Source organism: Vibrio sp. MACH09, from assembly GCF_033238805.1.
In the GTDB taxonomy this organism is placed as follows: domain Bacteria; phylum Pseudomonadota; class Gammaproteobacteria; order Enterobacterales; family Vibrionaceae; genus Vibrio.
The window spans coordinates 754,866-768,716 of the sequence record NZ_BSFZ01000002.1 but is presented as its reverse complement, the minus strand read 5'-3'; the positions used below and the strand labels follow the sequence as shown (position 1 = coordinate 768,716).

The window sequence follows — 13,851 nt, the reverse complement described above, 5'->3', positions numbered from 1 at the left end:
CGCTAGTGAGGTGCTTAATCCAGGTAACCCGACTGGATAACAACAGCAAGGCTTTTTTCCGCAGCCTGCTTATCTTGGCAGGTCTGTGCCGATACAATGGCCCCCTCCTTTAGCAAACAAATAAGATCCAACAAATTTGGATTATCATTTTGTAAACGCGCAGCAATCATAGCGCGCACTCTCTGTTTATGTTCCACACAGTATTGAACAATCGTGCTGGTACCATCTGGATATTCGGCCACGGTATTGATGAAAAAGCAGCCACGAAAAATCGCTAACTCTGCGACCTGATCGTTAAGCCAACGTGATAATGCATGAAACAGCACCTCAACCAACTCTCTATCGTTTTCTGCAGTCGATAACTGCTCATCTAACCATTGCAAAAAAATATCGTTTCTACGCTGCAATGCGGCTAACACTAGCTCTTCTTTACCTGAAAAGTGATGATAGAGTGTTTTCTTAGCAACAGCCGATGTTTTCAACACTTCATTTATACCAACCGAGTTAATCCCTTTTTGATAAAAAAGATCTAAAGCCGTTTCAATCAGTAATGCTCTTTTCTCATTCATAACAGTTCTCCATTGATAAAAGCATCTTGACACAAGTAGACCAATCTGTCTACCATATCAAGGTAGACAGGTTGGTCTACTTGTAGGAGTTGATTATGGCCACATTTCGTTTCGCACTGCTTTCTGGATTAGGAGCGACATTAACTATCGCTATTCTCGCTTATGCCGATAGTTTTCAATCTGAATTTGTTTTACTTATGGCTCCCTTTGGAGCGACTGCAGTATTGGTATTTGGCGTACCTGACAGTCCCTTAGCTCAAGCAAAAAACGTGATTTTAGGCCATCTAATTACCGCCTTTATTGGTGTGGTATTTGTCACTCTATTGCCTGTCAATGCTATCAGTCTCTCAATAGCAACAGGTCTTGCGGTAAGTTCCATGCTACTCACCAAAACCACACATCCACCTGCCGGCGCCAATCCATTATTAATCATGTTAAGTGGTCAAAGTTGTTTTTTTTTAGTGACGCCTGTACTGCTAGGAACGGTTATTATTGTCGTTATGGGTAAACTCTTTCAGAAACTTCGTTGATGATAAGGGAGCGTGAGTTAACCCCTCTCTCTCATTCGCCATTTTATTGATACGCTAGTTAAAATAGCGGTTTGTGAGATCCACCTGCTGTGATAACGTCAAAACCACAGTAAGATAAAAACATAATATGCTGAAAAGTAAGCGACCTTATGAGTTTGCTGGACAGCAAGCTGGCAAGATATACGTTCAGACAGATACAATTATAGGATTTGCGATGTCGATAACCAATCAACTCACTCTGTTTATGGACATTGTCCAGCAAGGCTCCTTTAGCAAGGCCGCGACACTGCATGATATGGATAACTCCACCCTGTCTAAACAGATCAAAAAGCTAGAAGCCACGTTAGGAGTCCGTTTACTCAATCGTTCAACACGATCTTTTTCATTAACATCGGCGGGGGAAGAAATCTTACAGCAAACCTATACTTTGACTGAAACCTTAACTCAAATCCAGAATATTGCCGACTCTTATCACTCAACCCCAAAAGGAACATTGCGCATTACTTCGCCCGTCTATTTTGGGCAACAGTATTTACAACCCGTTGTAACGCAATTTTTAAAAAAACATCCCAACGTACAGATTACACTCTCAATGGATGATAAAAAGTCCGACATTATTGCCGACCACTTTGATCTCGCCTTTCGTGTAGGCAAGCTTTCTGACTCCAATCTTATCGCTAAAAAAATTGCCAAAACCAACTTCGCCATTGTTGCCTCTCAAGAGTTTTTAGATCAGCACGGATGCCCATCAACGCCAGAACAACTTATTGCGCTACCTGCAGTGATTTATAGCAACGCTGACGTAACTTTAGATCTGCTGAGAATAAGTGAACAACCTTATGGTACACAGTTCAATAACCATAAAATGGTCGGAAACTACCGAGTAAGTGACGTGAGATCATTAGTGGAATCCGTGAAGGCAGGGTTAGGTTATAGCCAAATTGATCTATTTAATCTTGATCGGCCAATTACCGAACTGGGATTGCATGCACTGCTAACCAATTACACGCTCTCTACCATGGATACTGGCATTTACGCCCTTTACCCTCATCGTAAACAAACACCACTAGTTAGTGAGTTTATCCAAGCGGTTCAACAGCATATTGGCCAACCGGCATTTTGGGAGAGTTACATAGACAACTATAGCGAGCTATATATCGCCAAATAATCTCAAAATAGGCAGACATAACAATTCTTATTAGAGCGTACCATTAATGTGTAACTAGCTCGTGACCTGTTTTTCTAGCAAAGCTTGTTCAATCGCAGCTAAAACGATCTTCACCGTTAATGGGATATGCTTGTTGTAAGGATGCAGCGCGTAAATAGGATTAACCGGCAGTTGATGCTGAGGAAACACATTTGATAGCGAGCCGTCCAATTGATTTAAATAGAAATCAGGCACCAACCCTATACCAGCTCCTGACTGAACCAGAGATAAGCAGGTGTAAAACGAGTTCGCAACACATCTTGCCCGGGTAGTAAAAACAAAGCTATCTAACGTATGACTCGCAAAGCGGTGGGTGATATGTTGGCTCTGCCAAACATTCGCAATATACATAGCCTGTTCTATGTTGCCGCTGGCTATTACTCTTGGCTGAGCACACAGTACATCTCGAAATTGTCCAATTCGTCTCTGCTTAAGGCTGCTCTCATTGGAGTGTCCCACCCGTATCGCTAAATCAATGTTGTCCGCCACTAAATCTAAATGGTGATCACTACTGATAAGAACAGGTTCAATCAAAGGATGCTGTTGTAACAGCTCACCAATGACCGGAGCGACCAACGTTTCCATTAATGCATTTGGCGCTGTTATCCTTACTTCACCTTTAACCACTTCTAGTGTCTCTTGTGCTTGTAACCAAGCACTATCAGCAACATTATTCAGCTCCTTGCACCGTTGATAAAAACTCTCCCCAGCAACCGTAAGAGACTGTCGTCGAGTAGTTCGTTTAAGCAGCACAATTCCCAACTCAGACTCAAGAGACTTTAAATGTTGGCTGACTACCGATTTGGATAGCTGCAAAGATTCTGCCGCCGAGGTTATCGACCCGGCATCTACAATATGGGCAAACAGCGACATTTGTCGTAATCTATTCAATTGATTGTCCAGTATAATTAAACAATCAATTCTAATACCTCTGTTTTTCAATAACAATAATATCGCTAATCTTATCGGGTATTCATTTATTTAAGGTAGAGAACATCATGTCAGAAAATACAGTATTAGATGCCTGCAAAGAAGGCATTGCATTATGGCAACAAGCATTCAACAGTCAAAATGCCGCAGGCTGTGCCGCACAATATACCCAAGATTCTATTATGAACGCACGTCCGTTCGGCGAGTTTAAGGGCAGAGAGGCGATAGAATCATTCTGGCAGAATATCATCGACCAAGGGTTTGCCGATGTCGAGTATGAAGACGTGGAGTGGCAACCACATCCAGAAGGGGGATATATTCTCACATCAAGTTGGACAATGAACAAAGCGTTTGGCGTTGTACACCGCGAGCATTGGGTCATCGAAGAGGACGGTTGTGCTCGTCTTATTAGCGATGATTTTGAAGTACAGGGTGAGCGTTAATCTATTAGCTATACTCAAGTGACCTCAAGGTGCTTTCACTGGCTATGAAGAAAGTTGCGCACCGACCCCTTTGGTGTCTTAGCAATTTTCTTCATTAGCGAAAAAGAAGCATCATTAATATTGAAATCTTGTTTCAACAGATCAACAAACACCAACCAAAGTGCTGCCGTCACTTCAGCATCCGCAAGTGCTCTGTGAAACACCCCATCATTCTCAATGCCGTGAAAACTGACTAACTCTGCTAATTTATGAGAAGGAGCATTCTGGGTTAGACGTCGAGATACCAATAAGGAACACGCAAAGTCACCATGATAACGACGCTGAATATGGCCAAGCTCGGCATCTAAAAAACGCTTATCAAATGATGCGTTGTGAGCAACCAAATTGCTACCTTGGATAAAATCGGCAAATTCATCCATTACTTCAGCACAGCTCGGCGCTTCACTAAGCATCTCATTACTGATTCCAGTATACCCTTCTATGAACCGACTCACTCTAAAGCCCGGATTCATTAGGCGCTGAAAGCGATCTGTAACAACTCCTTGCTCTAATTTTACCGCACCGATTTCAATGGCACGATCACCTTGGTTAGGCGACAAACCTGTGGTTTCGAAGTCAAGTACAATAACGGAGTTAGCAGAAGAATCTAATGACACAGCAATTTCCAGTAGCAATAGTTTAAGGGATGATTATCGTTCTATAGAACAGTGGCAGAGTTTACCTTGATCGACTTTTAAGAGAAAAGTGTTTATTGGCTCTGCCAGTGTAAATTGTCTTGAAACGTGGCGTGAACACTGCCATTTACAAACTGACTTACTCACATAGGTATAAATGCAGCTTACTACTCATAATTAACAATAATCATCACATGGGTATCGCTGCTACTTGAATTTATATATCGATGCGGGTCTTTCGAATCAAATGAAATAGAGCTACCAGATTTCAATTGATAACTCTTATTTTTAATCTCCATCTCTAACTCCCCTTGAGAAACAAATATTTGCTCTGTTGTACTGTTCTCATGGCTAGTGGGATCGCAATAGTTACACCCGGGCTTAAAAGTACCATAGAACACTTCGTATCCACTGGTAGGTGAAAAAGGAAATATACTGTGGATAATAAAACGATCATCATCATTCTTAATCGCAATCGTGTCATCGATACTCTTTACGTCATAAAGTTTGCTAGAGTTGTCGAGTAACGTTTCTAATTTGATCTTCAGACCATTAGCTATTTTCCAAATGGTCGCAATAGTCGGCATAGACTCAGAACGTTCTATCTGGCTAAGCATGGTTTTACTCACACCTGTTCTAGCAGAAACTTCATTGAGACTTAAACCCATTTTACTACGGGTGCTTTTGAGTTTTTCTCCTAAAACAGAAAAGTCGTCCATAATTCATCACCTTTTTTCAAATAAAATTATTCAATATCATTGGTTCACATCAGTCTGCGTATAGTCTCAGAACATATAAGCAGAATTGACATTGATAGATCGATAAATAACACTATGTCGTACAGACGGACAATATAGTGAACGTCTGTACTTATATCAAGCTCCAAATCTAATTGAAGCTCAGTAGTTGGCATAGGTAACTTAGGAATAATAAGCATGGGTAATCAAACAATGAGTTTAGGCAAATTGTCGACTCAAATTGGTGCTCTATTCGCCTATTTAGTTGGTTCAGGTTTTGCTACTGGCCAAGAAACCGTGCAATTTTTCTCCGTTTGGGGCTCTATCTGGGATTCATTGCTGGTAGGTGCTATCTCGTTTTTTATGATGTATCTAACCTATTCAGCTTATGCATACGCCGGCCGGACTCGCCACCTTTGTGACTTAAAAAGTATCTCTCGGTTTTATACCGGTTCGTTAATTGGCAAGCTGTTTGAACTCTTTGCCTGGATCTTTAATGCATGTGCTTACGTGTTTATGGTATCCGGCTTTGGCAGTGTTTTATTGCAACAGTGGGGAATTCCGCTCTTTATAGGCTCAGCCATCGCAGTTGTTCTATCGGTAATAACCGCCATTGCCGGACTAAACAATCTAATAAAAATCATAAGCAAACTGGGCCCATTGTTAATCGTACTCACTCTATGTATTGGTGTTATCTCTGCTAGTGAGTTCTATCCATTAATAAACCAAGGAAACCGTGCTGTCATTAACGGTGATGTTTCTGTGGTTCGCGCTGGTACAAATGCCATTAGTGCTGGTCTCTCTTATGGCGGAGCCTGTGTGCTACTTGTGTCCGCTATGGTTGGACGCATGGGATCACAATTACGTTCATACCGCTTTTACTATACTAAGATGACCATCGCGGTTGTCGCATTAGGCTTGCCTATGATTAATATTATTATGGGCCTTAACCACATTGGTAATATTGAACAAGCTAGCCATGCTCAAATACCTAACCTGTTGTTAGCTAACCATATCTTTGGTGCTATTGGTGATTTTTATGCCATTATCATATTGGTCGCAATATACAGCACACTGTGTCCTATTATTTGGACTTGTGTATCAATGCACATTCCTAACGAAAAATGCACTCGCTATAAGCTAACCTGCATCTTTTCTGGTATTGGTGTCTATTTTATTACTCTCTTCATCCCCTACCAAATATTGTTGCACTACGTTATGACCTACTGCGGCTCTGCAGGCGCACTGGTCTGCATAGTCATTGTATCTCGCTACTTAATAGTGAAAGCAAAAGATAACAACGGCCACTCACACTCTCTTTAAAAGCCATTTCATTGACAGAGATCTAATCCTCTATATTGATTAATTTGTCCTTTATAACGTACAATGCGTTCATTATATAGGTCTATTGTACGTAATAAAGGATTAATACGAACAATTCCAACTTCTGATATTTAGAAACAAAAATTAACTAATACGGTGAAAAACATGAAAAAAACAATAGTAATTCTATTGATTGGGTTAGCAATTGGTTGGGTTACGCTCGGAGGTACGCAGGCCATAATGCATGCCACTTCTGATACTGAATTCTGTCTTTCTTGCCACAGCATGCAAATTCCGTATGAAGAATACCAAGGGTCGATACACTTCTCCAATGCCAAAGGCATACGTGCAGAGTGTTCTGACTGCCATATTCCCTCTGAACCTCTTGACTACGTTTGGACAAAAATACGTGCATCTAAAGACATTTATCATGAGTTTGTCACTGGGAAAATTGATAGCGAAGATAAGTATGAAGAGCACCGTATGGGCATGGCACAAATGGTCTGGGATCAAATGAAAGCCAATGACTCCGCAACTTGCCGTTCATGTCACGACTTTGTCGCAATGGATACCTACGAGCAGTCGGAAGACGCAGTCAAAATGCATGATTACGGTAAAGAGAACGGCCTTACGTGCATAGAGTGTCATAAAGGGGTCGCACACTTCCCTCCAACAGCCGAAATGGACTCAGAAGCGTATGAGAATCTATTAGCTGAAGCACAATCCACACCCGATTCCGCCAAACATATATATACCGTCAGTTCATCTGAAATGGGAGAGCTTGGAACGATTAACCCAGCAGTATCTCTAGATGTGATAGGTGGGCAAGACGGTAAACGACAGGTTTTACTGCAAGGCTACCAAATGCTAGGAGCGGAAAAAGTACTCTATATGGGAGAAGGACAACGCTCGATTATTGCCTCGTTAACCGAATCAGGACAAGGCCAACTAAAAGTTGGTAATTACAAAGAAGACGATTACGGTAATAAATGGCGCACCGCCGAACTGATCGCCACAATAGAAGCTCCTGTACTGCAGTCCTCTGATCCTATTTGGGCGTATGCTGAAGAGTTAGATAACGTCTACTGCTCTGCATGCCATGCAAAAATTCCAGCGTCTCATTTCACAGTCAATGCTTGGGGTCCTGTCGCCAAAGGCATGGGAGATCGCACGGATATTTCTGAACTGGATCTTGAAATTCTAACAAAATACTTCCAAAACCATGCGAAAGATATCGCAGGGTCGAGCCATTAACTCTGAATACTAAAACAAAAGGAACAATACGATGGACAATCTTACCCGCCGTAGTTTTTTGAAAGGTACAGGTGCCACTGCCGGTGCAGTAGCTATTTCGTCGCTCGTACCGATGAGCGTAAATGCAGAAACAAAAGGTAAAGGTGTTTTAACCGCATCTCGTATGGGACCATTATATGCGGTAGTCAAAGACGGCCAATTAGTCTCAACTGAAGGTGCTCTGCCAAAAACGGTACCAAATAGCCTACAGTTGACCGGGCCGGATCAGGTGCATACAAAAGCACGTATCAAGTATCCAATGGTACGTAAAAGTTATTTAGAAAATCCAGAAAACCCTGCATTACCGCGTGGTCAAGACGAATATGTTCGCGTCTCATGGGACAAAGCACTTAAGCTAATTCACGATCAACATATCCGCATTAGAGGGGAATTTGGTGATGAATCTGTATTCGCAGGTTCCTATGGGTGGCGTTCGTCTGGCGTCCTTCATAAAGGACGTGAGCTGCTACGTCGTTATATGAGCCTAGCTGGAGGTTATACAAGCCACTTAGGTGACTATTCAACAGGGGCATCTCAGATCATTATGCCGCACGTAATGGGCTCGATTGAAGTTTATGAACAGCAAACGACACACCCTGTTGTGATGGAAAACTCTGACGTGGTTGTACTTTGGGGAATGAACCCAATGAACACTCTGCGTATCGCATGGACATCTACAGAAAACTCAGGGATTGAGTTTTTTCATCAACTTAAAAAGTCAGGTAAAACACTCATTTGTATCGATCCAATGCGCTCTGAAACAATCGACTTTTTTGGCGATGCAGCACAATGGATTGCACCTCATCCATACACTGATACTGCAATGATGATGGGTATTGCCTACTCTCTTGTAAATAAAAACAAGCATGATAAAGAGTTCCTAGACAAATACACCGTAGGGTATGACAAGTTCCAAGACTATCTTTTAGGCAAAACTGACGGCACTCCAAAAACACCTCAGTGGGCAGAAGAGATCTGTGGTGTACCAGCCAAACAGATGGAAGTTTTGGCGGATATATTCAGTTCAAATCGAACCATGCTTATGTCAGGTTGGTCTATGCAACGCCAACAAAATGGCGAACAACGCCACTGGATGCTTGCTACTCTAGCGGCTATGCTCGGACAGATTGGCCTGCCAGGTGGTGGATTTGGTCTCTCTTACCATTACTCTAACGGAGGAAACCCAACTCGCGATGGCGGCGTTCTACCGGCCATGGGAGCCACTGTAGGAAAAGCAGGAAAATCCGGTGCACGCTCAGCATCCAAAGAGGCGGTCAATGCTGTACCGGCGGCCCGTATTATTGAAGCGATTGAAAATCCGGGCATGAAGTACATGCATAACGGTCATCAACTTACCTTCCCGAATCTTAAGTTAGTGTGGTGGACTGGCGGGGGTAACTTCACTCATCATCAAGACACAAACCGACTAATAAAAGCATGGCAAAGCCTTGAGTTATCTGTTGTGTCAGAAATCTACTGGACAGCGGCAGCCAAACACGCCGACGTTGTATTACCGATTACAACATCATTTGAACGTAATGATATGACAATGACCGGTGACTACTCTAAACAACACATAGTTCCTATGCCGAAAGTCATCGACCCTCAATTTGAGTCCTTAAGCGATTTTGAAGTATTTGCGCGTATGTCTGAATTACTGATGCCCGGAGAGGGTCGAGCCATCTTTACTGAAGGCAAAGAAGAGATGGATTGGTTGAAATATTTCTATGACGAAGCCGCTAAAGGAGCAAAACGTGCTCGTGTTCGTATGCCGAAATTCCAGCAATTCTGGGAGAAAAACGAACTCATCGAGATGAAGCCTAACAAGAAGAATGCTAAGTTTGTTCGTCATGAGAAATTCCGTAGCGATCCGGTAATGAATCCTCTAGGGACACCGTCCGGTAAGATTGAGATCTACTCTAAAACCATAGAGAGTTTTGCTCTTGAAGATTGCCCAGCACATCCTACTTGGATGGTCCCCGGCGAATGGGCAGGTAACGCGAAAGAAGGAGAACTTACGCTGATCACTTCTCACTCAGCCCACCGTCTTCACAGTCAGTTTAACTACGCTAAGTTACGCGATAAGTACGCAGTAGCCAACCGCGAACCTATAACGATAAACAGTGAAGATGCTAAAGCTCGCGGAATCAAAAACGGCGATCTCGTCCGTGCGTATAATGACCGTGGGGAAATTTTAGTTGGTGCGTTAGTAACAGATGGCATTAAACCTGGTACCGTTTGTGTACACGAAGGAGCGTGGCCAGATCAAGATAAGAATGGTTTATGTCGCAATGGTGGACCAAACGTACTGACTCGTGATATTCCTGCATCTCGCCTATCTAACGGCTGTGCGGCAAACTCATCATTAGTTCGTATAGAAAAATACAAAAACTCGGCGCCTGAACTAATGGCATTTACACCACCTAAAAATGCCTAACAAAGTAACAGAGCAAAATGTATAAAGGGAGCGAAAGCTCCCTTTTATTATGACGGTTTAGCTTGAACCAACAAACAACCACTGACTCTAGTTTTAACTTACCAACTTAATCAACAGAGTTTACCTTCGCCACCTTTTCAAACAATAACGGAATTAATCTAGCTTGTTTAAATCGTCCTGAACCATAGCGTTGGACTGTTCGTGTATGGTATTTACCCGAAAACGTTTATTTGGTTCAAGTCGTTCATATTCGGTGAGGTAAATATCACTGTGGATATGCTCAGCAATCATTTTAACAATTAAGCGATTATTGGAGAATAAACCAATAGATTCTTCTCGGTTTGAGAACATTAACGCCAGCTTCATATCAGCAACCAGCATAAAGCGGTGAGACGGATAGTCTTGCTCTTCAGTATCTGAACGAGAATATAACTCCATTTGTGGATGAGGCAAGGCCACCTTATTAAATGAGAATCCAATAACACGGACACCACGCTCTATCGCTTCACATATCTCTTTGTCCAAAAGGGACAGATGAAAGTCAGTATTCAGGTAGATCTCTAAGCCAGCTTGATTGATCATCTCTTTGGCTTTTTGAATAAGGTTGTCAAAGCCAGAGACATTGTAAACAAACTCTTTTTCCTCATGGAGCATCATTTTTGACAGCTCTTTTTTGAGGATATGAATGTTATCAACCGTCTTTTTTTCTATTTGGCTAAAAATCAGTTCCGGTGATTTTGCTTCGTACTCTTTAGTCTCTCCATCAGACATAAAAATGTAGCCATTTTTATACAAATTATCGATAGATGAGTAGACAGAAGAACGTGAGAGGGCAATTTCTTTAGCAATCTTGTAACCACTAGAGCGACCATTTTTTAGCAGGTTAATATACACAAGGGCATCTGTTTTAGTGAATCCAAAATCCATTAACTTCACGACAAGTTCAGACACAAGTATTCCTCTAATTTGTTTCATATTAAACTCTTATATAGGTTACCACTCCTTGGGAAGTGTTTGTAAATTATTGTTTTATTTTTTGCATCTTCAGCATGGAGGCGCCTTGAGCGTAAACGAACTCGTCAAGCTGCGATAAAGCAATGTGCGGTAATAATGAACAGTCACAATATCGAGCTAACGCCAACTTCAAATCGCTCGCGAGCGAGTGATAGCTAGCCACCGATCCAAATAGAACCATATGAGCAGGCCGATACCTATCGACTAGCATTGACAGTGAACGTGCCAACTGATCAAGAAACGCACGGTATATCCTCACCGCATGGCTATGGCACTGGCCTATTTCTGTATATATTTCAGATAATGATTTGTCTTTAAGAACCACTTGATGATACTGGCGCTCAATACCTTCTACGGTAATAAACTGTTCAATACACATCTCATTTCCGCATCGGCAAACAGGCGTTAATCCATCAGTAAAGCTATCAAATTCTGGTAGCAAAGAGTGCGCCCACGGCTGAACGCATTGTTTTGCTATATCTTGTTGTCGACATTTATCAACCACTTCTACCCCACAGCTATGATCGAGAAACACGCCCATAACCTTGTCTTTTTGGTAGGGTTTCACCCGAATAGATTCTGCCAGAACAGCAGATTGGCTGTGCTTAACCATGTGACATTGAAGCCTTGTTCTCTGTTCAATATCATCATGCCATCGAGCCATTAACTGTTGATCATCAGCATCGTAGTTAAGACAATTCTCAGACACACTCACACCAAGAAACTTGGCTTTTCCAAAACGCCTCTGAATGGTATTAATCAGATTATCAATCGCTTGAAGTTGAGAATAGTAGCCTTCAGGAAGCAATCCACTCGTTCGATACAGCTCTTTATGCACCGTTTTACCGACGTAACAGTGCAGCTTGTTATGATCGATTGAGATGCCGATGTTCATGAAACTAACTAAGACCCATTATTTGATAACCATAAGCTGCAAGCTCAACCTTTTGCTCCCCAATAGTGACTTGCGTTGACTGTTCAGAATTGTTTATAACAAACGTCAATGGGCCTCGTTGATAAGCAATGCAGCTAGAATTATCGATCGGTAACCATTTAACATAAGGTAGATTTAAGCAGTCATGTTGTTTTCTAAGTTCGATAAGGGATTGGATGAACGCTCGCAATTCTAGGTCTTGAGACTCAGTATCCCAGTTCATACATTTACGATTGTTTTCGGATCCCATTGCTCTTCTGCCATCCAAACCTATCTCTCCACCGTAGTAAATGCATGGGGAGCCAACCTGAGTAAACATAAACAAGTAAGCCAGCTTTACTCTGCTCTTATTGTCACCACATAAACTTAGAATTCTGGTGGTATCATGGCTATCAAGAAGATTAAACATCGCTTCATTAACGTTTCGTGGATAGTCCATATAACATCGGCTCACCGAGTCCATAAACTCTTCTTTATTGCAGGTGTTTAGTGCAAAGTAATCAGTCATAGCTTGGGTAAGTGGATAGTTCATTAGCGAGTCGTACTGCTCACCTCTTAACCATGGCATTCCCTCATGCCAGATTTCACCAAGAATGTAACAGTCTGGTTTGATACCTTTTACGACGCGACGAAAGTCACGCCAAAACTCATGATCAACTTCATTAGCAACATCCAAACGCCAACCATCAATGTCAAATTCTGTCACCCAGTGGCGAGCGACATCCAATAAATATTGTCGGCACTGTTCATTTTCAGTGTTGAGCTTTGGCATTTCACTCACATTGGCGAATGTTTCAAAATTTAAGTTCCAGTGATCCCACTCAGACTTAGGTAAATCAGGGTAGACAGGGAACTCTTTGATCCAAAACCAATCGGCATACTTGGATTTCTCTCCCTTTTCCACCACGTCTAGCCATAGTGGCGACTTATTACCGATATGATTAAACACCGCATCCAGCATCACCTTCATTCCACGCTGATGCGCCGCTTTGATAAGCGCATGAAACGCCTTATTTCCACCAAAGTGAGGATCAACATTAAAATAATCGACAGTATCGTATTTATGATTCGCATTAGCGGTAAATATTGGACAAAAATAGAGTCCGTTTACCCCTAAATCTTGCAGATAATCCAGTTTATCAATTACCCCCCATAAATCCCCGCCCATAAAATTATCGGCAGTAGGAACACTTCCCCACGGCTGAACATTATCCGGCGAAATGTCTGGCCGACCATTAGCAAAACGTTCAGGGAAGATCTGATACCAAACCGTTTTTTGCACCCAATTAGGTGTCTCCAGTACATCCCGGGGGTTAATATAAGGAAAACAGTAAAAGTTACTAATATTCGACAGTTCTGCTTCTGCAACGCTCTTATCCAATAAGTCTACGCAACGTCTCTCACCAAACAGTATTTTCTCACCATCTTTTCCATATAAAATGAAACCATAGCGGCTTCGGCGTTTAGGTGGTTTAAATTCCGCAAACCAGTGATCATGGTGTTCAGTTGTGCCTTCTAGCTCCATGGCAACTTCATTGCCACCAATCCAGCCATGGGCGTCACTGCCACCAAGATTCCCCCCATCGAGTCCTCCTTCAGACCAGATATAAGGGTCACCGATCCACAAGGCAACACGCTCAATTTCTCCTTTAGCACTACGCAATCGAATATGTAGTGTCTCTTTATCATAGGCGTAACTGTCCGCACTCTTTGCCGAGTGTGTTAGAGAACTCTTCGTAATCATGGTTATTTCCTAGTTA

Annotated in this window: 13 protein-coding genes; 6 read left to right on the top strand and 7 right to left on the bottom strand. The window is 42.2% G+C overall.

The window, feature by feature from the left end; all coding sequences use genetic code 11:
* Positions 1–14 precede the first annotated feature (14 nt).
* A complete protein-coding gene (locus CHJ_RS18760; RefSeq protein ID WP_317918605.1) occupies positions 15–569 on the bottom strand; it encodes a TetR/AcrR family transcriptional regulator in 555 nt (184 codons plus the stop codon).
* A 95-nt stretch (positions 570–664) separates the two neighbouring features.
* On the opposite strand from CHJ_RS18760, the gene CHJ_RS18755 reads away from it, so the two are divergent.
* Together CHJ_RS18755 and CHJ_RS18750 are read left to right on the top strand one after the other, a co-directional pair.
* Positions 665–1,099 (top strand): HPP family protein, encoded by a 435-nt coding sequence (locus CHJ_RS18755; RefSeq protein ID WP_317918604.1) that lies wholly within the window; start codon positions 665–667, stop codon positions 1,097–1,099.
* Positions 1,100–1,313: 214 nt separating this feature from the next.
* Positions 1,314–2,267 (top strand): LysR family transcriptional regulator, encoded by a 954-nt coding sequence (locus tag CHJ_RS18750; RefSeq protein ID WP_317919212.1) that lies wholly within the window; start codon positions 1,314–1,316, stop codon positions 2,265–2,267.
* A gap of 54 nt (positions 2,268–2,321) precedes the next feature.
* On the opposite strand, the gene CHJ_RS18745 is transcribed toward CHJ_RS18750, so the two are convergent.
* Positions 2,322–3,197 carry a LysR family transcriptional regulator gene (locus CHJ_RS18745; protein ID WP_317918603.1) on the bottom strand — a complete coding sequence of 292 codons (876 nt, stop codon included), beginning with the start codon at positions 3,195–3,197 and terminating at the stop codon, positions 2,322–2,324.
* A 107-nt stretch (positions 3,198–3,304) separates the two neighbouring features.
* On the opposite strand from CHJ_RS18745, the gene CHJ_RS18740 reads away from it, so the two are divergent.
* Entirely contained in the window at positions 3,305–3,679 is a 375-nt protein-coding gene (locus tag CHJ_RS18740; RefSeq protein ID WP_171751153.1) for a nuclear transport factor 2 family protein, read from the top strand.
* Positions 3,680–3,714: 35 nt separating this feature from the next.
* On the opposite strand, the gene CHJ_RS18735 is transcribed toward CHJ_RS18740, so the two are convergent.
* Positions 3,715–4,341 carry a PolC-type DNA polymerase III gene (locus tag CHJ_RS18735; protein ID WP_411861590.1) on the bottom strand — a complete coding sequence of 209 codons (627 nt, stop codon included), beginning with the start codon at positions 4,339–4,341 and terminating at the stop codon, positions 3,715–3,717.
* 179 nt (positions 4,342–4,520) lie between these two features.
* Positions 4,521–5,072: a helix-turn-helix domain-containing protein gene (locus CHJ_RS18730; RefSeq protein ID WP_171751155.1), complete on the bottom strand. Its 552-nt coding sequence runs from the start codon at positions 5,070–5,072 to the stop codon at positions 4,521–4,523.
* Positions 5,073–5,288: 216 nt separating this feature from the next.
* Here CHJ_RS18730 and CHJ_RS18725 point away from each other — a divergent pair, with 216 nt between their 5' ends.
* The 3 genes from CHJ_RS18725 (at position 5,289) to CHJ_RS18715 (ending at position 10,143) form a co-directional block, all read left to right on the top strand.
* Positions 5,289–6,413, top strand: a complete 1,125-nt coding sequence (locus tag CHJ_RS18725) for a hypothetical protein (protein ID WP_317918601.1) — start codon at positions 5,289–5,291, stop codon at positions 6,411–6,413.
* A gap of 165 nt (positions 6,414–6,578) precedes the next feature.
* Positions 6,579–7,667, top strand: coding sequence for a NapC/NirT family cytochrome c (locus tag CHJ_RS18720; protein ID WP_171751157.1), 1,089 nt, complete (start codon positions 6,579–6,581; stop codon positions 7,665–7,667).
* A gap of 31 nt (positions 7,668–7,698) precedes the next feature.
* Positions 7,699–10,143: a molybdopterin guanine dinucleotide-containing S/N-oxide reductase gene (locus tag CHJ_RS18715; RefSeq protein ID WP_317918600.1), complete on the top strand. Its 2,445-nt coding sequence runs from the start codon at positions 7,699–7,701 to the stop codon at positions 10,141–10,143.
* A 153-nt stretch (positions 10,144–10,296) separates the two neighbouring features.
* Here the strand turns inward: CHJ_RS18715 and CHJ_RS18710 are convergent, their stop codons facing one another.
* The 3 genes from CHJ_RS18710 to CHJ_RS18700 all read right to left on the bottom strand — a co-directional run bounded on the left by CHJ_RS18710 (position 10,297) and on the right by CHJ_RS18700 (position 13,835).
* The gene (locus tag CHJ_RS18710) at positions 10,297–11,094 is read right to left on the bottom strand and encodes a TrmB family transcriptional regulator (RefSeq protein ID WP_171751266.1); all 798 of its coding nucleotides are present in this window, start codon (positions 11,092–11,094) and stop codon (positions 10,297–10,299) included.
* A 70-nt stretch (positions 11,095–11,164) separates the two neighbouring features.
* Entirely contained in the window at positions 11,165–12,052 is an 888-nt protein-coding gene (locus CHJ_RS18705; RefSeq protein WP_317918599.1) for an ROK family protein, read from the bottom strand.
* Positions 12,053–12,056: 4 nt separating this feature from the next.
* Positions 12,057–13,835: a glycoside hydrolase family 13 protein gene (locus CHJ_RS18700; RefSeq protein WP_171751160.1), complete on the bottom strand. Its 1,779-nt coding sequence runs from the start codon at positions 13,833–13,835 to the stop codon at positions 12,057–12,059.
* Positions 13,836–13,851: the final 16 nt, after the last annotated feature.